At 57.9% G+C, this 17,591-nt stretch carries 13 protein-coding genes and 1 pseudogene; 6 read left to right on the top strand and 8 right to left on the bottom strand.

The window, feature by feature from the left end:
* Together DL88_RS17475 and DL88_RS17470 are read right to left on the bottom strand one after the other, a co-directional pair.
* Positions 1-229 (bottom strand): transposase (locus DL88_RS17475; RefSeq protein WP_034999107.1); only part of this gene is annotated, 229 nt, incomplete at its 3' end.
* 411 nt (positions 230-640) lie between these two features.
* On the bottom strand, positions 641-2,026 hold the full coding sequence (locus tag DL88_RS17470; RefSeq protein WP_034999105.1) for a GntP family permease: 1,386 nt from the start codon (positions 2,024-2,026) through the stop codon (positions 641-643).
* Positions 2,027-2,352: 326 nt separating this feature from the next.
* On the opposite strand from DL88_RS17470, the gene DL88_RS17465 reads away from it, so the two are divergent.
* Entirely contained in the window at positions 2,353-3,906 is a 1,554-nt protein-coding gene (locus tag DL88_RS17465; protein WP_034999103.1) for a YifB family Mg chelatase-like AAA ATPase, read from the top strand.
* 94 nt (positions 3,907-4,000) lie between these two features.
* The gene (locus DL88_RS17460; protein WP_034999100.1) at positions 4,001-5,539 is read left to right on the top strand and encodes an FAD-dependent oxidoreductase; all 1,539 of its coding nucleotides are present in this window, start codon (positions 4,001-4,003) and stop codon (positions 5,537-5,539) included.
* Positions 5,540-5,653: 114 nt separating this feature from the next.
* Here DL88_RS17460 and rpoN read toward each other — a convergent pair whose 3' ends face one another.
* The 5 genes from rpoN to DL88_RS17430 all read right to left on the bottom strand — a co-directional run bounded on the left by rpoN (position 5,654) and on the right by DL88_RS17430 (position 11,350).
* The gene (gene rpoN / locus DL88_RS17455) at positions 5,654-7,261 is read right to left on the bottom strand and encodes an RNA polymerase factor sigma-54 (RefSeq protein ID WP_034999097.1); all 1,608 of its coding nucleotides are present in this window, start codon (positions 7,259-7,261) and stop codon (positions 5,654-5,656) included.
* A 671-nt stretch (positions 7,262-7,932) separates the two neighbouring features.
* Positions 7,933-8,745, bottom strand: coding sequence for an LPS export ABC transporter ATP-binding protein (gene lptB, locus DL88_RS17445; protein ID WP_084705266.1), 813 nt, complete (start codon positions 8,743-8,745; stop codon positions 7,933-7,935).
* Positions 8,746-9,176: 431 nt separating this feature from the next.
* A complete protein-coding gene (gene lptA, locus DL88_RS17440) occupies positions 9,177-9,809 on the bottom strand; it encodes a lipopolysaccharide transport periplasmic protein LptA (RefSeq protein ID WP_245270944.1) in 633 nt (210 codons plus the stop codon).
* Positions 9,806-10,540 carry a hypothetical protein gene (locus DL88_RS17435; protein WP_034999092.1) on the bottom strand — a complete coding sequence of 245 codons (735 nt, stop codon included), beginning with the start codon at positions 10,538-10,540 and terminating at the stop codon, positions 9,806-9,808. The genes lptA and DL88_RS17435 overlap by 4 nt, the downstream gene beginning before the upstream one ends.
* A 195-nt stretch (positions 10,541-10,735) precedes the next feature.
* Positions 10,736-11,350: a ribonuclease D gene (locus DL88_RS17430; protein WP_034999089.1), complete on the bottom strand. Its 615-nt coding sequence runs from the start codon at positions 11,348-11,350 to the stop codon at positions 10,736-10,738.
* A 316-nt stretch (positions 11,351-11,666) separates the two neighbouring features.
* Between DL88_RS17430 and DL88_RS17425 the strand changes: the two genes are divergently transcribed.
* The 4 genes from DL88_RS17425 to DL88_RS20020 all read left to right on the top strand — a co-directional run bounded on the left by DL88_RS17425 (position 11,667) and on the right by DL88_RS20020 (position 16,966).
* Entirely contained in the window at positions 11,667-13,034 is a 1,368-nt protein-coding gene (locus DL88_RS17425) for an NAD-dependent succinate-semialdehyde dehydrogenase (protein ID WP_034999086.1), read from the top strand.
* A 210-nt stretch (positions 13,035-13,244) separates the two neighbouring features.
* On the top strand, positions 13,245-14,480 hold the full coding sequence (gene metX, locus DL88_RS17420; protein ID WP_280949214.1) for a homoserine O-acetyltransferase MetX: 1,236 nt from the start codon (positions 13,245-13,247) through the stop codon (positions 14,478-14,480).
* A gap of 3 nt (positions 14,481-14,483) precedes the next feature.
* On the top strand, positions 14,484-15,128 hold the full coding sequence (gene metW, locus DL88_RS17415) for a methionine biosynthesis protein MetW (protein WP_034999084.1): 645 nt from the start codon (positions 14,484-14,486) through the stop codon (positions 15,126-15,128).
* Positions 15,129-15,295: 167 nt separating this feature from the next.
* Entirely contained in the window at positions 15,296-16,966 is a 1,671-nt protein-coding gene (locus DL88_RS20020) for an ATP-dependent nuclease (protein WP_084705265.1), read from the top strand.
* 79 nt (positions 16,967-17,045) lie between these two features.
* On the opposite strand, the pseudogene DL88_RS20605 reads toward DL88_RS20020, so the two are convergent.
* Positions 17,046-17,591: pseudogene (locus DL88_RS20605) on the bottom strand (Na+/H+ antiporter); the annotation flags it as partial.

Genomic DNA, 17,591 nt, shown 5'->3' with positions numbered 1-17,591 from the left:
AGGCTTCGAGCAGCGTTTCCCACAATCCAGCCAGCGTCCAGCGCCGAAACTGGCGATAAACTGATGACCATTTGCCGAAATGCTCGTGCAAATCGCGCCATTGCACGCCCGTGCGGGAAATCCAGAAAATACCATCAAGAACAAGGCGATGGTCCTTCGCACGTCGCCCGCTATGCGGCCCGCGCCGCGTCACGAACGGCTCAAGACAGGCCCATTCTTCATCCGACATCAGCCCACGAATCAAAGTCGCCTCCTTCTGAAAGCGACTTTGAATCAGAACCTTCGCAACTTGGGAATCCTATTCGTCAACAGGACCTAGAGCGTTTCGGATCTATCCGGAAACGCCCCGCGCAGAAAATTGAAGTATTTTTAAACTTATGAAATCGTGAAGCGATTTAATGTTGACGGAAAATGCTGTTATGGGACGCATCGGCGTTGGACTCCTCCGTCGCTGCATGGATTACGAAAAACCGAGACCCATGCACATTGGTATAATACTAACGTGCACGATCAATGATTGTTGGACTATTCTTGCGTTTTCGTTTCTTCAAAGCGATAGCGAAAATGCGAGAAAACCACCAAAGCTCGTTCTTTGCGGCCTTGGTATAAGATGGTGCAATCGAACAAATCTGGCGTGAGGTCACACGAGGCCGGTCGTGTAATAGACGAAGATGATGAAGAAGACGGCGCTCGTCTTCAGGAGCGCGATCACGAAAATATCGCCATAGGATTGTCTGTGGGTGAGGCCGGTGACTGCGAGGACGGTGATGACCGCGCCATTATGCGGCAGAATATCCATGCCGCCGCTCGCCATGGCGGTAACCCGGTGCATGACCTCGAGAGGAATGCCCGCGGCCTTTGCGCTTGCGATGAACTGGTCCGCCATTGCTCCGAGCGCGATGCTGAGGCCGCCGGAGGCCGATCCCGTAATGCCGGCAAGTGTCGTGGTGACGATCGCTGCATTGACGAGCGGATTGGGGATTGCCTGCAGCGCCTGACGCAGCGCGATGAAACCCGGAAGCGCCGCGATGACGGCACCGAAACCATATTCCGATGCCGTATTCATTGTCGCAAGCAGCGCGCCCGCCACGGCATGTTTCGAGCCGTCCATGAAAGTCTTGGCAATCCGCCGGTAAGATAAGGCGGCGACCATGAAAATACTGATGAGCAAGGCGCCTTCGAGCGCCCAGACGGCTGTGACGGTCGGCACTTTGGTGACGATCGGCGCTGCAAGTCCTGGCAAGCTGACTTCGTGCACTGGACCGAAGGCGATGGGGATCAGGCGTGTGAAGACAATGTTAAACAGGCCGACGGAGATCAGCGGCAGGAAGGCGATGACGGGATGGATGCGGTGATCCGCCAGCACCAGAGCGGGTTCATTGATGTGATTGTCGCCATAGCCTTCCGATCCAGTCGCACGGCGGCGCCATTCGAGATAGGCAAGACCGGTAATGAGGATGAACAGGGAGCCAATGGTGCCGAGCCAGGGGGCGGCCCAGGAATTGGTCTGGAAGAAGGTCGTCGGAATGATGTTCTGGATCTGCGGCGTGCCCGGCACCGCATCCATGGTAAAACTGAAGGCGCCGAGCGCCAGAGTGGCGGGCATCAGCCGTTTGGGGATGGCCGCCTGACGAAACATTTCCGCGGCGAAGGGATAGACCGCGAAGACGACGACGAATAGCGAGACGCCGCCATAGGTGAGCAGCGCCGCCACCAGCACGATCGACAGGATCGCCCGCTCGTGGCCCACCATACGGATGATCGTCGCCACGATGACCTTGGAAAAGCCCGACAGTTCGATGAGCTTGCCGAAGATCGCACCGAGAATGAACAGGGGAAAATAGAGTTTCACGAAGACGACCATGCGTTCCATGAACAGGCCGGTGAAGACGGCGGGAACGGAGGCCGGCTCTGTGAGCAGCACGGGGATCATCGCCGCGATGGGGGCGAAGAGAATGACACTGAAACCGCGATAGGCAATAATGATAAGAAAAGCGAGCCCGGCGAGGGCGATCAGAATACTCATTGTTTCCTCCCGGCGGCCTGCTGGCGGGACGCCGCAGGTCTGGAGCGCCCGGATGTTTCCGTATGGCTCCATTGAAAATGTGCTCCGATGGTATCCGGCACGGGACAAACTGTAGTCTGATTGTGCTGCAACACAATCGCCCTGTTCCGCCGCCTTGACGGGCTTATGGATAGCCCATTGCAGGTATAATCCCGCCGCGCCGCATCAGGATCGACGGCATTTCGGAAAATGGGCCTTCCGGACTTTGCAGAATCCCTTGGCATGACCCCTTTGATTAGGTAATAATTTTACTTATCGAATTGTCTGCCTGCGCCGGGAAACAAACCATGGTCGTCCGAATCGCCACGGTCGCCTTCGAGGGTATCGAGGCCCGCCCGGTTGACGTGCAGGTGCAGATCGCCAATGGCAATGTGGTTTTTGCCGTCGTCGGTCTCGGCGACAAGGCGGTGGCGGAATCGCGTGAGCGCGTGCGCGCGGCGCTGAATGCGTCTGGCCTCGCTTTGCCCGCCAAGCGGATCACCGTCAATCTCGCTCCAGCCGATCTGCCGAAAGAGGGTAGCCATTACGATCTGCCGATCGCTCTTGGTATTATGGCGGCGATCGGCGCTCTGCCTGCCGATGCGCTCGCCGATTACACGATTTTGGGGGAACTTGCGCTCGATGGCACGATTACGCCGGTCGCCGGTGTTCTCGCCGCCGCCATCGCCGCCAATGCGCGCGGCCATGGCCTGATCTGCCCGCGCGAATGCGGGCCGGAAGCCGCCTGGGCGGCACGCGACCTGCCGATCCTCGCGCCATCATCGCTCATACAATTGGTCAATCATTGCAAGGGCACGCAGGTCCTGCAAAGGCCGCAGGCGGCCTTGCGCAAGCCGCCCGCCGATCAACCGGATTTGAGCGAAATCAAAGGGCAGGAAAGCGCCAAGCGGGCGCTCGAAATCGCCGCTGCCGGCGGCCACAACCTTCTTTTCAACGGGCCGCCCGGCGCCGGCAAATCTATGCTCGCCGCGCGTCTGCCCTCGATTCTGCCGCCGCTCGATCCGCGGGAATTGCTGGAAGTCTCGCTGGTTCACTCCGTCGCCGGCGACCTTGCTGGCGGGGCGCTGACCGACCGGCGGCCGTTTCGCGCGCCGCATCATTCGGCTTCCATGGCGGCGCTTGTCGGTGGCGGTCTGCGCGCGCGGCCGGGCGAAGTGTCGCTCGCCCATCACGGTGTGCTGTTTCTCGATGAATTGCCGGAATTTCAGGCCTCGGTTCTCGATTCCTTGCGCCAGCCGCTTGAGAGCGGAGAAGTCTCCATCGCGCGGGCCAATCACCGCATCACCTATCCGGCGCGGTTCCAGCTCGTCGCGGCGATGAATCCGTGCCGCTGCGGCCACGCAATGGATCCGGGTTTTGCTTGTTCGCGCGGCCCCAATGCGCGCTGCATGGCGCAATATCAGGCGAAACTTTCGGGGCCCTTGCTCGATCGCATCGATCTCCATGTGGATGTTGCCGCCGTGAGTGCCGCCGATCTTCTGCTGCCCGCGCCTCGGGAGGGGTCTGCCGAGGTCTCCGCCCGCGTGGCCCGCGCGCGGGGGATTCAGCAGCGGCGTTATGAGGCGCTTGGCCTGCCGCAGGTCGGTTCAAACGCGGCTGCACCGGCCAAGATCATCGAGCAGGTGGTGGCGCTTGATACCGGCGGCCTCGCTTTGCTGCGCGAGGCATCCGACCGGCTGCATCTTTCGGCGCGCGGCTTTCACCGGGTGCTGAAGCTTGCCCGCACCATCGCCGATCTCTCAAACCTTGAAAGTGCCGACGGCGGCTCGGTCGGCGCGCCGCATCTTGCCGAGGCGCTTTCCTATCGAGGAGATCTCACGCCCCGTCGCAGCGCGGCGTGAGTGTATGTCTATAGCCGCAGCCGATACATTGCTCGATATGCAACGCTAATGAGGTGGCGGCGTTCTCCCGGCAAAGCAACCGGGAGGTTCTTCCATGACGACCAAAGACTCCTCGAAGTCGGCGATCATTGATTTCAGCCAGCCCGTCAGGCTGGAGTCGATTCCGGAAAACCGCATTCTCGAAGCCTGCCTCGGCGAACAGACCGCCATTTTGATACGCGATGGCGACAGCCTGACGCTGCTCAGCGGAAGATGCACCCACGCGGGCGGCCCTCTGGCCGAAGGCATTCTTGCCGATGGCCATATCAGATGCCCCTGGCACCATGCCTGTTTCGACGCGAAAACGGGTGAAGCCGTCGCCGCGCCGGCCTTCGACCCGCTGGAACGCTGGGCCCTGCGCATCGACAACGGCATGGTGAGTGTCGATCATAAAGAGGCTGCTCCGGGTCTTACCCGTGCCGCGCCCGAGACGGCTGCACCCTATGTGATCATCGGCGGCGGTGCCGCGGGTTTCGCCGCGGCCGAAATGCTCAGTCATGAGGGGCATGCCGGCGATGTGGTGCTGATCTCGCGCGAGGGTGCCGGTCCCTATGACCGGACGATGTTGAGCAAGGATTATCTCGGGGGCAAACTCGGCGAGGAGCAATTGCCGCTGCACAGCCAGGCTTTCGGGCCTGGTGCGCGCCGGTCTGGCGGCCGGGTCGATCTTGGCAGTGAGGTCGAAAAGATCGATCGCGCGGCGCATCGCGTAATTCTCGCTGACGGTCAGGAAATCGCCTATTCTAAACTCCTGCTTGCGACCGGTGCGGAACCGCGTCAGCCGACCTTTCCGGGCCATGATCTGCCGCATGTCCATGTCCTGCGCTCGCTCGCCGATTGCCGCGCTCTGATCGATCACGCCGGAAAAGCCCGGCGCGCCGTCATTCTCGGAGCGAGTTTCATCGGGCTGGAGGCCGCCGCCAGTCTGCGCGAACGCGGATTGGAGATCGATATTGTCGCGACCGGCTCGTTGCCGATGGAACGCCTGTTTGGCCGCGAGCTTGGCGAGGCCTTGCGGGCTCTCCATGAGAATCACGGCAACCGGTTTCATTTCGGTCGCACCATTCTCTCCGTCGAGAAGGACCATGTTCTGCTCGATGACGGCAGTGTTCTCGCCGCCGATCTGGTCCTCGTTGGCATCGGCGTCGAGCCGCGTCTCGATCTCGCGCGGGCGGCGGGTGTTGAAGTGGGCGACGGCGTGATCGTCGATGAATATCTGGCGACGAGCGATCCCGATATTTATGCCGCCGGTGATATCGCCTCCTGGCCCGATCCGCACAGCGGCAGGCGTCTGCGCGTGGAACATTGGGATGTCGCCGAACGGCAGGGACAGGTCGCGGCAAAGAATATGATGGGCGCCGCCGTTCCCTTCAAAGATGTCCCGTTCTTCTGGACGCGGCAGTTCGATTTCTCATTGAGCTACATCGGTCACGCGCAGCAATGGGATCGGATCGATATTGATGGCGATCCGTCCTCCGGCGACAGCACGCTGCGGTACATTTCCGAAGGACAGGTGATTGCGGCTGCGATGATCGGGCGCGACGAGGAATGTCTGCGCGAGCGCGAACGCATGGAACATATTCTGGCGGCGTGAACTTGCCCGCTTCGTCTTGGTGATACACACAAACCGGAAAAGCGCGTTGCTTTTCCGGTTTGATGTTTTTGCGCATCGAAGGCGGACATACATGCCCGTCGGTCGAACGATTGTCTATGACATCATGAGTGCCGCTTTTTCGCGCCGCCGCTCGACCGAGGAAGGGATTTTGAGGCTATCGCGATATTTGGCGACGGTGCGCCGCGCAATATCGATATTGGCTTCCTTGAGCTTGGCGACGATCGCATCGTCCGAAAGAATGTCCTTCGGGCTTTCCGCATCGATCATCTGCTTGATGCGGAACCGCACTGATTCCGCCGAATGGGCTTCGCCGCCATTATGGGCGTTGATCGAGGCGGTGAAGAAATATTTGAGTTCGAACAGACCGCGTGGGGTGGTCATATATTTGTTGGAGGTGACGCGCGAGACGGTCGATTCATGCATGCCGATCGCATCGGCGATGGTTTTCAGGTTCAACGGCCGCAGATGTTCGACGCCCTTGGCGAAGAAGGCATCCTGCTGGCGCACGATCTCGCTCGAGACCTTCAGGATGGTGCGGGCGCGCTGTTCCAGGCTCTTCGTCAGCCAGTTGGCCGTCTGCAGGCAGTTCGACATGAAGGCCTTGTCGCTTTCCTTGGCCTTGGTCTTGGTGACCCGCGCGGCGTAGGTGTGGTTGACGAGAATGCGCGGCAGAACATCGGCATTGAGTTCCACATGCCAGGAGCCATCTGGCAACGGGCGCACGATGACATCGGGGACGACGGGCTGGATCGAGCTCGAGCCGAAGGCGCGGCCGGGCTTGGGATCGAGCCGGCGGATCTCGTTCAGCATGTCGAGAATGTCTTCTTCATCGACCTGGCAAATTTTCCGCAGGCTGGCGAAATCCCGCTTGGCGAGCAGGCCCAGATGATTGAGCAGGGTCTGCATGGCCGGGTCGAGCCGGTCGCGCTCGCGCAACTGAATCGCAAGGCATTCCGCAAGATTGCGGGCGCCGACGCCGGAGGGGTCAAAGGTCTGGACGATTTTGAGAACCCGCTCGACCCGTTCGAGCGGGGCGCCGAGGCGGTCGGCGATTTCCTCGATCGGATCGGTCAGATAGCCGACCTCGTCGAGCGCATCGATCAAGGCATTGCCAATGAGCCTGTCGACGGGGTCCGGGGTCGCGATCGCTAATTGCCCCGAAAGATGGTCCTTGAGCGTGGTTTCGCCGGCGACATAGGCTTCAAGATTGGTGGCCTCGCCGTCGCCGTTGAGGCCGGTTCCACCGGACCAGGAGGTGGCGGAAAGACCGGTGCCTTCGAGCCCGTAATTGTCCTGGTAATCGCCGGGGGTCGGGGCGCGGTCGTCGTCGAAGGTGTTGGACAATTCGGTTCCAAGGCTCGCTTCCATGGAGCCGCGGTCTATGGCGAAGGAATCGGAGCTCCAGTCGGCTTCATGGGCGTCGTTGAAGGATTGACCGTCGTTCCCCGAGAGATCGCCCGAGAAATCACCAGAAAAATCACCGTGGCCGTCCTTAGCGTCATAGGCGTTGGACAGACTGGGCTCATAAGGCTCGGACGCTTCCTCGGCGCGTTCGAGAAGCGGATTGCGCTCAAGCTCGTCCTCGACGAAAGCCGCGAGTTCCAGATTGGAAAATTGGAGCAGTTTGATGGCCTGCAGCAGCTGCGGCGTCATGACAAGGGATTGACCTTGCCGCATGACGAGTTTGGTTGAAAGCGCCATGGCATTCGGCTCCGAATTGCGGTGAAATCGGCTCTGGAAGAAGAGCGGAGATTTCAGGGGGCTGTTTCAACAAAGGGCCGGAATCGATCCGAACGAGGGGGGCGAAATAAACATCTGCGCCAGATCGGGCCTGTTTCTTGCATATAGCAGAAACTATTTGGTGGCCAGCGCTTTTATGAATTTTTTATCTCGGAAACCATGTAAAAGCAGTGTGCTGTATTATTTTTTATCTTGCTTTTCATGCCTCCATATCATGATGCAAAACAGGTCTGGAGCCCGCCCCGAAAGGCAGAGTTCACAAATTGTAACAATTTAAATGTGAGACGTGTCGGCGCGCTGGAATGCCAAAGAATAGCCTAAAAAATAGGCATTATGGATCCGCGCTGTTCCTGGAATGCTAAATTTTTCAATCAGGAAGACGAGGCTGTGCCGAGAAGATAAGGTCAAGCCGATTCGCGTTGAGCACGCGCGGTCTTGGCCGGTCGGTGATGCGCGTGGCGCATCCCTCTGCAGATGCAGTTGGAATTGGCCTGCAACAGTCGGGATCGGCGGAACGGCGAAGCCCATGTGTCGCGCATTGCTCGCTCAATCGCATCCGCGAGCAATACTTTCGCTTTTTGTCAATATATCCAGCCGGAAAGTGGGGGCACTCTCCGGCTGATGGTGTCGTTTCAGAGTTTGAAATCGGCGCCGAGATAGAAGCGCCGCACATCCGGATTGGCGACGATTTCATTGGGCGTGCCGCTCGTCAGCACATGGCCGGAATGGATGATATAGGCACGGTCGATGAGATCGAGCGTCTCGCGCACCGCATGATCAGTGATCAGCACACCGATGCCACGCTGCGTGAGGTGGCGCACCAAAGCCTTGATGTCATGAACGGCGATCGGATCGACGCCGGCGAAAGGTTCGTCGAGCAGCATGAAGGTTGGACGGCCGGCAAGGGCGCGGGCGATTTCGCAGCGCCGCCGCTCGCCGCCGGAGAGCGCAATGGAGGGGGATTTGCGCAGGCGCGTCAGATGGAATTCATCAAGCAGGGAATCGAGTTCCTCTTCCCGCTTTTGCTTGTCGGGCTGGGAAATTTCCAGAACCGCGCGGATATTGTCCTCGACGCTGAGACCCCGGAAGATCGAGGCTTCCTGCGGCAGATAGCCAACCCCGAGCCGGGCGCGGCGGTACATTGGCAGGGCCGTCACATCATGCCCGTCGAGAAAGATGCGACCCTGATCCGGCCGGATCAGCCCGGTGATCATGTAGAACACGGTGGTCTTGCCGGCGCCGTTGGGGCCGAGCAAGCCGACTGCCTCGCCGCGCCGCACGAAGAGGCTCACATCCTCCACTACACGCCGCGCCTTGTAATATTTGCGCAGATGTGTGGCCGCGAGGACGCCCTGGCTGGTTTCAGGTGAGGCTCCGGCCGCCGGAGACGAAACCCGCGCTCTGTTGAGCGTTGCATAGGTTGCCGAAACAGACTCTTCGTTCATCCGCCAGTCACCGCTTCGTCAGGTCTGCAGCATCAAACCGCAGGAGAAAGAGCTCTTCGCGGGCCGATTCGATGCGTCGACAAACAAGGAAAATCGCTCACGAGCCCAATTCGTTGATGCGGCTCTGGAGCATGTTGATTGGATTGGAATGAGGCGGCAGGTGATCCAAATTTCCCGCCAGGCCCCATTTCGGGACTCCAAAAGGAACAATTTGCAAACTGACCTTTTGGCAAATGTCCAGCCATACTGGCACTCCGCGCCTGCATTCTCAAGGCAAGGATCGCCGTCCCGAACAGTGCCGGTCAATGTCGCGGTCGAATAGGGCGATTTCATGGGGAGCAAACCTGTCCCCGCGTCTCCAATCGCTCATCCCTTCCATTCCACGTGCGGCACGAGCCCGCGAGAGGATTCCGAAAGGATTCCGAAAGGATTCATTGTGTCTTGGAAGGCGCGCTCTTTTTGTTGTCGGAGGGCAGGAACAGGCTGCGCACCCGGCCCGTGACCACCGCCTGGCTGGTGTTCAGATCATAGACGAGCTTGTCGCCCTTGGTGACATTGGGGCCCTGTGTCAGGGTCACATTGCCGGTGAGGGTGACCTTGTTCTCGGCCTTTTCGTAGACACCCTTGTCGCCGGTGCCTATCTGGTCTTTCGAAGTCAGAATGACGGAGCCTGAGGCTTCCATGCGGCGCACCTGATCGGTGCCGGCCGAGCTCTGGCTTGTGCCGGAATCCCCGGATTCCTTCGGATTGAGATAGATGGTGAGCGTGTTGGTCTTCAGCCGGGCGTCACCCTGTGTCGCCACCACATTGCCCGTATAAATGAGCTTCTGCTCCTTGTCGAAATAATCGAGTTTGGAGGCCTCGATATTGACCGGCTGGTCTGCGTTGCCGCCGGGCAGGACGCGGCCGCTCGAAGCCCCTGCGGCCTTGGCCGCCAAGGCCGGGGCTACCGGAATAGCCATTGAAGCCAGACTTGCCACGCAAACAAGCAGGCCCGGCAGGAGGACGCGGCGTGAACCGGCCTGTCCTTCAATAAGTGTGATGCGCCTCATGATCGAGCTCACGGCTGGTCTCCCGCGCCCTGTGGCGCTGTTGCGTCTGCGCTCTTGAATTGCGAGGTGACATTGCCTTCGAACTGAATGTGATGGCCCTGGTCCTCGATGAGCATTGTCTCGGCGCCGATGACGCCAGCGTCGATCACGACCTTGGCGCCTTCAAAGGCCTGCAGCCGCCCCGCCTTGAGCCCTATGTCGAGCGAGGGCAGGGTCATGTCGTAATGGCCATGATTCTTGATCCTGACGTCTCCGGTCAACCGGATCCTGTCGAGATTGCTGTCATAGACGCCATCGTCGCTGGTGATATGGGCGTTTGAGCCATCGGCCATGCCGATATCGCTCACCACCTTGGCCATGCTGACGATATTCGGCTTGGCGATATCCTGATGGGCCTGTTCCGCGCGCACCGCGAAGGGATGGCCATTGCTCTGCAAACCCGAGACATTGGGCATCTCGACGGTGACTTTCGTCCCCTCAATATCAACCTTGCCGATGGAAATATTGCCCGGCAGGCGGCGAAACGGATCGAAAGCCAGATGGATGGTCATCGCGACGCCGGTGAGGATCGGCACGATGATGAAAATTCTGCGCAGCCAGCGCACGAAAGTCGAATGCCGCCGCGCCGCCGCGAAATCCCCATAGACGAGCTTCTGCCCCTTGCGATAGGCACTGGTTTCTTCCTGCGGACCAGGAGGAGGCCCGGGAGGAGGCCAGGAGGGGGGTGCGTCAGGTTCGTTCATCGGGATCGGGCCATCGGGGGTCGGGCCATCGGGATCTGGCCATGGTGACCTGAAAAGGGGGACCTGAGCTTTGAGGGAACGCACGCCGACGTCACGAAAACGGCCTGCCGCTCCTTGATGAGCGTTTTAGAAAACGCGGGAGCATCTGGCAAGAGAAGGCGCCCTTGCGGCTCTCACCACCTCCATTTTCTCGTCTCAGGTATGGGCGAACAGATCATTCTCCGCCCACCCGGCAAGATCGAGTTTCGCCCGTGTCGGCAGAAATTCGAAACAGGCCGCGGCAAGTTCCGTGCGGCCTTCGCGTGCGAGCACCACGTCGAGTTTCTCGCGCAAGGCATGGAGATAGAGCACATCGGAGGCGGCATAGGCGAGCTGCGCATCGGTGAGGGTCGGCGCGCCCCAGTCGGAAGATTGTTGCTGCTTTGAAAGATCGACGCCCAGCAATTCCCGCGCGAGATCCTTCAGTCCGTGCCGGTCGGTATAAGTGCGCGTCAGTTTCGAGGCGATCTTGGTGCAATAGATCGGCTCCGCCATGGCGCCGAAGGTTTTGTACAGCACGGCTATATCGAACCGCGCATAATGGAACAGTTTGGTGACCGCTGTATCGCGCAGCAGCCGTTCGAGATTGGGTGCGCTCGCCTGGCCGGGCGCGATCTGGACGAGATCGGCATTGCCGTCGCCCCCTGACAATTGCACCAGGCACAGGCGATCGCGTTGCGGCAGCAGTCCCAAAGTTTCCGTGTCGATGGCGACGCTCGCGCCATAATCCGTACCGTCGGGAAGATCGCCTTTGTGAAGATGAATGGCCATGGATCGTCAGAAAAACCGGGAGAAGGGACAGGGATTGTTGCCGATTCTTAGACCAAACTCGCCGCCGCGCAAAGCATTGCGGGGAGAGACCTGCTCACGCGCAAGTGACGGCTTCGGGCGCGTGGCTGCCCTCCGGATTTGGACCCATAGTCGAATCTATAGTTTTATGTATATAGCTGTGCGGCTGCCGCAACCTTCGCCGAACCTGCGCCGTAACGCGCGCCGGGTCGTTGCCGGCTGGATTATAGGGGAAACGCCCCGGAGAACGATCTGACGCCCGCGGCGGGTTTTACCCGCTACGACAGGAGTTCCCCCGGTGAAATATGAAACCATCAATCCCTATACGGAAGAAAAGCTGAAAACCTTCCCGCTGCATTCCGATGCGGAACTCGAATCCTTCCTTGCGGCGGCGGAAGACCAATATCGGGCATGGCGCAAAACCTCATGGGCCGAGCGCAAGGCTGTGCTCACCAAGGCAGCCGCGCTTTTGCGCCAGAATCGCGAGGATTATGCCCGGCCGATCACCATCGAAATGGGCAAGCTTTTTGACGAGGCGCTCGGCGAGGTCGATCTCAGCGCCGATATTCTCGATTATTACGCCGAACACGGACCCCGCTTTCTCGAGCCGAAACAGCTCCATGCCCAGAGCGGCAAGGCGATGATCGTCAAGGAGCCGCTCGGCATCCTCTTCTGCATCGAGCCGTGGAATTTCCCCTATTACCAGCTCGCCCGCGTCGTCGGCCCCAATTTCATCGCGGGCAATGTCATCATCGTCAAACATGCCCCCAATGTGCCGCAATGCGCGCTCGCTTTCGAAAAGCTGCTTCTCGATGCCGGTGCGCCCAAGGGCCTCTACACCAATGTCTTCCTCACCAATGAGCAATCGGCCAAGGCGATCGCCGACAGCCGCGTCAAGGGCGTGGCGCTGACGGGCAGCGAGCGCGCGGGCTCCGCCGTCGCCGCCGAGGCTGGCGCGGCGCTCAAGAAAAGCACGATGGAACTCGGCGGCAGCGATGCTTTTATTGTTCTGGATGATGCTGATATGGAGACGGCGCTCAAATGGGGCATCTGGGCGCGCATGAACAATACCGGGCAGTGCTGCGTCGCCGCCAAGCGCTTCATCCTGCACGAGAGCAAGGCCGATGCCTTTGTCGAAGCCTTCAAGAAATCGCTGGAAGACCTCACACCCGGCGATCCGCTCGAAAAGGCAACGACGCTTGGGCCGCTCTGCACCGAAGGCGCGCTGAAACTTGTGCTCGGCCAGATCGAAACGGCGGTCAAACATGGCGCCAAACTGGTCCATGGCGGCAAGAGGCTCGACCGCAAGGGCTGGTTCCTGGAACCGACGATCCTCGAAAATATCGAGAAATCGAACCCGGTCTTCCATCAGGAATTCTTCGCCCCCGTCGCCATGATTTTCCGTGTCAAAAGCGAGCAGGAGGCGATCGACCTCGCCAATGATTCGCCCTTTGGCCTCGGCGGCTCGGTCATTACCGCCGATGTCGAACGCGGCAAGCGCGTGGCGGCGGAGATCGAGACCGGTATGGTTTTCGTCAACAGCGCCACCTGGACGGCGCCGGATCTGCCCTTCGGCGGCATCAAGAATTCCGGCTATGGGCGCGAACTCTCCTCGCTCGGCATTGACGAATTCGTCAACCACAAGCTGATCCATCTGCCCGCGTAAATGTGATCGATTCCCTCCGCGCCTGTTCTCCTGAGGCAAGCGCGGAGCGGTTCCAAAAGTGGCATTTTCTTGTCCTTGACTTCTGGCTGGCGAGGCTCCTACATATCGGACACAATGTTCGCCATATCGAACGATCTTTGCCGCGCCCGGTTCTAAGCGCGCGCGAGAAACAGGCCGAGAATCAGGTCAGAAACAGGCGTCAAGGTGACTTTGGCAGAAACGACCAAAGCGGCGAGCCAGCGCGAGGCGGATGAGCCGCACAGCCTTGTCGTCCGGTTCGGACCGGACCAGCCGCTGGCCATGGATGCGGGCGTGAGCCTTGCGCCGCTCACCATCGCCTATCAGACCTATGGCACGCTGAACGAAGACAAATCCAACGCCATTCTCGTCTGTCATGCGCTGACAGGCGATCAGCATGTGGCGAGTGATCATCCGATCACTGGCAAGCCCGGCTGGTGGTGGATCATGGTCGGGCCGGGCCGGCCGATCGACACCAATCGTTATTTCGTCATCTCTTCCAATGTCGTCGGCGGCTGCATGGGCACGACGGGACCCGCCTCGCTCAATCCGGCGACGGGCCGCGCCTGGGGCCTTGATTTGCCGATCGTCACCATCCGCGACATGGTGAAGGCGCAGGCGATGCTGATCGACCATCTCGGCATCAAAACCCTGTTCTGCGTTGCCGGCGGCTCGATGGGCGGCATGCAGGTGCTGCAATGGGCGGCGAGTTTCCCCGGCCGGGTCTTTGCCGCCATGCCGATCGCCACGGCGGCGAAACATTCCTCGCAGAACATCGCCTTCCACGAGGTCGGGCGGCAATCGATCATGGCCGATCCAAACTGGCTCGCCGGGCGTTATCTCGATCAGGGCACCTTTCCCAACAAGGGCCTCGCCGTCGCCCGCATGGCCGCGCATATTACCTATTTGTCGGACGAAGCCTTGCAGAGCAAATTCGGCCGCAAGCTGCAGGGCCGGTCCGCGCCGACCTTCTCCTTCGATGCCGATTTTCAGGTCGAAAACTACCTGCGCCATCAGGGCGCGAGTTTCGTCGATCGCTTCGACGCCAATTCCTATCTCTATGTGACGCGCGCCTGCGATTATTTCGACCTCGCCGCCGATTACGGCGGCTCGCTCGCCATGGCCTTCAAGGGCACCAAAACCCGCTTCTGCGTGGTCTCCTTCCAGTCGGACTGGCTCTATACGACGGCGGATTCCCGCGCCATCGTCCATGCCCTGAATGCGGGCGGCGCCTCGGTCTCCTTCGTCGATATCGAGACCGATCGCGGCCATGACGCCTTTTTGCTGAACGAGCCGGAATTTATCGCCACGACACGCGGCTTTCTCGATGCGGCGGCACGTGCCCGCGGCTTGCCGCCACTGGCGGGGGAAACAGACAAGCAGCCGGCGGAAGCCGCGAAACCGGCATCGGAACAAACGGACAATTGAGACATGCTGGAAAGCCATTCGTTCCGCCGTCGCCGCGCGGCCTTTCCCGCCCCGCGTGTCGATGAATTGTTGATCGCCGATATGGTCGAGCCGCATTCACGCGTGCTCGATGTCGGCTGCGGTGATGGCACTTTGCTCAATCTGTTGAGCACGGAACGCGGCGTCGATGCGCGCGGCATCGAACTTTCCCACAAGGGCGTCAATGATTGCGTCGCCAAGGGCTTGTCGGTCATTCAGGGCGACGCGGATACGGATCTCGAAAACTATCCCGACGATGCCTTTGATTACGTCATTCTCTCGCAGACATTGCAGGCGACAAGGCATCCAAGACAGGTGCTGGAACATATGCTCCGCATCGGCCGCCATGCCATTGTCAGCTTTCCCAATTTCGGCCATTGGCGCATACGCGCGCAAATCGCTTTTCTGGGCCACATGCCGGTAACGCCCAATCTGCAGGCGCCCTGGTATGACACCCCCAACATTCATTTCTGCACGATCAGCGATTTTCTGGATCTTGCAAAGGCACTGGACGCACGGATCGAACGCGGCGTAGCGCTCGGGCGGTTCGGCACGCCGTTGAAGGCGAACGCGCCTTGGGTGTGGAACCTGTTTGGGGAGCAGGGGATGTTTCGGCTTACGCGGAAGTAAGCCCTCGGTTGCTCATCACCTATGCTGCTCAATACCTAAGTTTGAATTCTAAAGAGGCTTCTACCCCCGCTAAACTGACATTATTTTTCTGCTATGAGGATTACCTGTCGGACATGATATAGCTTTTTCAATCCCCCACCATTTGGCCAAAAATTGAGTTGACTGTTATGAAAATAGATAAAGTAAAGATTGATAATTTTAAAAGAATATCGTCAATGGAAATATCTCTTCAAAGCGTTAATTACTTGGTTGGTGGTAATAATTCTGGGAAAAGTAGTGCGTTACAAGCTATTCATATGGCGGTCTCATGTGCAAAGTTGTCTCTGGAGAGGCAAGAGCAGGTTCTCCCCGAGTCTGACCTTCGGTATTCGCCAACCTCAGAATTCTCACTTTTAGGGCACTCAGGACCGTATGAAAACAGGACGGGTGGTTCTCGTGGACAAGTGGAATTCTTCGGTGAAGCGAATGATGGTACGCTCGCAAGTTATCGAATTGAGATATATAAAGGGAGAAATTACGGAAATGTAGGCGTTAACAGAAGTGGTACGTCAGCCGGGTTTGGTCAAGTTATAGCGGATCCGAAAAGTCTTTTTTCTATCTATGTACCAGGTCTTTCTGGGATACCGCATCGGGAAGAATATAAAAACTATGCTGCAGTCTTTTTAAAGGCAGCAGGGGGTGATGCAAATTTAGTATTTAGAAATATACTCAGGCTGCTTCATGAGAATGAAACGCTCCAAGAGGTTAACACTCTGCTGGAAGATTTGATTGGACCATGTAAGATTAAGGTTAATCACGATGTAGCTAATGATCTCTATGTAAATGTGACTTTTTCCCAAGGAAGTGGAAAAGAAGTTCCTATCGATTTAGTAGGAACTGGAATACTACAAATTGTCCAGATTCTCTCTTATGTGGCCTTATTCAAACCGGCGTTTCTTCTTGTAGATGAGCCAGATAATCATTTACATCCCTCGAGACAAGTACTATTATCTCGTTCTTTTAGTCAGATTTCGGACAAATATGGTGCAACAGTAATTGTTTCAACCCATAGCAGGCATATGGTTGCTTCAGCGCCTGAAAGTGCAAATATTGTGTGGGTAAGAGACGGTAAAGTTGAGTCGGACCAGTGCAAGGATCTTGCCGCAGTTTTGATGGATTTAGGCGCTTTAGATCAATTAGATAAAGAGGGTGCAGAATGTATCATCTGTACAGAAGATAGAGGAAAAGCTGCTCTGGAATTGTGTGTTGAAAAATTGCACTTATCAAGTCGGGTAAAGGTAATTTCCTATAATGGGATAAGCAATGCAACTTCGGCAGTTGCAATTAAAGCAATGTGTGAATTATTTGAAAAAGAACCTAAGGTTATAATTCATCGAGATCGTGACTTCCTAACCGAAGAAGAGTTATCACAGTGGGGCGAAGAATATCGTAATAGAAATATGTATATTTTTTCTCCGCCGTTGTGCGATGTGGAGGCATATTATTGTATGCCGGAACATCTCGCTCTTGTTTATTGTGTATCTATTGATGTAACTGAAAAAATTGTGAAAAATATACTTGTAAAGTATGAAGAAGAATTTCGGAAAAAATTTCGATCAAAACGCCAAGAAGCAAATAAAAAGTTTTGGCAAGATGGTGGTGGCCCGGGTACGAACGGGCTCTGGCCGGAAAAGCAACCAATTGAATTACAGTTTGCGTATGGAAAGTTTTTGCTTTCTAAACTCAATGACGAATTAAAAAATCAGATGGGCGAACGGAGGAATTTGCAGTTAGTTCCCAGTTCTGATCTCGTCGACCATTTGCGTAAGGCTCTCAAAAAGGTGGGAATCGCATCTTGAATACCAAATCTCATTAATCCTGTCCGATTTAGATCAATGAGATTTGGTGGACAGTGCCGCCGCGTAATTGCGGAGGGACTCAATCTCGCAGAATCATTCCCATCGAGATCGGGTAATACACCTCCGCCAGATACTCCAGCACATTCATTTCCTCGAGATCCAATTCTCTCTCCAATGTATGCAGGGTTTCATCCCTGATCGCGCCTTCGCTGTGCAGCCGTAACAGTTCCGTGCGGCCATCCTTATTGGCTTGCAGCACGGCCTGAAAATGCGCGCGGCGGTGCGGGGACAATTGCTGCTGTTCTTTCGCGTAACGGCCGGCGATCTGCGCTCGATAGGCATATTGCTCGGCCAGGCGGGGGTGGCGGTGGGTGCCGTCGGGCTGCAGCGACAGGCGCTGGATGGTGCCGTTTTGCATCGCCGCGATCTGGGCCCGGGCTTCCGCTTCGCTCAGCGTTTTTGCCAGCGGTAACGATTGCGCGTTGAGGCCGAGGCGGCGGATGAGCGGGGCAAGCGTCGAGCCCTGGAACAGGACTGTCACCAATATGGCGCCGAAGGCGGTGACGAGAATGAAATCGCGGCCGGGGAAATTCTCGGGCAGAGCAAGCGCCACCGCCAGCGTGAC

Source organism: Beijerinckia mobilis, assembly GCF_000745425.1.
Classification (GTDB): Bacteria; Pseudomonadota; Alphaproteobacteria; order Rhizobiales; family Beijerinckiaceae; genus Beijerinckia; species Beijerinckia mobilis.
The sequence above is the reverse complement of the archived record's forward strand: the minus strand, read 5'-3'. Positions and strand labels throughout refer to the sequence as shown.

What these genes read in the sequence shown, in the direction of transcription:
- DL88_RS17470 (WP_034999105.1), bottom strand. Translation starts at nt 2,026, where the DNA reads ATGAGTATTCTGATCGCCCTCGCCGGGCTCGCTTTTCTTATCATTATT.
- DL88_RS17465 (WP_034999103.1), top strand. Translation starts at nt 2,353, where the DNA reads ATGGTCGTCCGAATCGCCACGGTCGCCTTCGAGGGTATCGAGGCCCGC.
- DL88_RS17460 (WP_034999100.1), top strand. Translation starts at nt 4,001, where the DNA reads ATGACGACCAAAGACTCCTCGAAGTCGGCGATCATTGATTTCAGCCAG.
- rpoN (WP_034999097.1), bottom strand. Translation starts at nt 7,261, where the DNA reads ATGGCGCTTTCAACCAAACTCGTCATGCGGCAAGGTCAATCCCTTGTC.
- lptB (WP_084705266.1), bottom strand. Translation starts at nt 8,745, where the DNA reads ATGAACGAAGAGTCTGTTTCGGCAACCTATGCAACGCTCAACAGAGCG.
- DL88_RS17435 (WP_034999092.1), bottom strand. Translation starts at nt 10,540, where the DNA reads ATGAACGAACCTGACGCACCCCCCTCCTGGCCTCCTCCCGGGCCTCCT.
- DL88_RS17430 (WP_034999089.1), bottom strand. Translation starts at nt 11,350, where the DNA reads ATGGCCATTCATCTTCACAAAGGCGATCTTCCCGACGGTACGGATTAT.
- metW (WP_034999084.1), top strand. Translation starts at nt 14,484, where the DNA reads ATGCTGGAAAGCCATTCGTTCCGCCGTCGCCGCGCGGCCTTTCCCGCC.
- DL88_RS20020 (WP_084705265.1), top strand. Translation starts at nt 15,296, where the DNA reads ATGAAAATAGATAAAGTAAAGATTGATAATTTTAAAAGAATATCGTCA.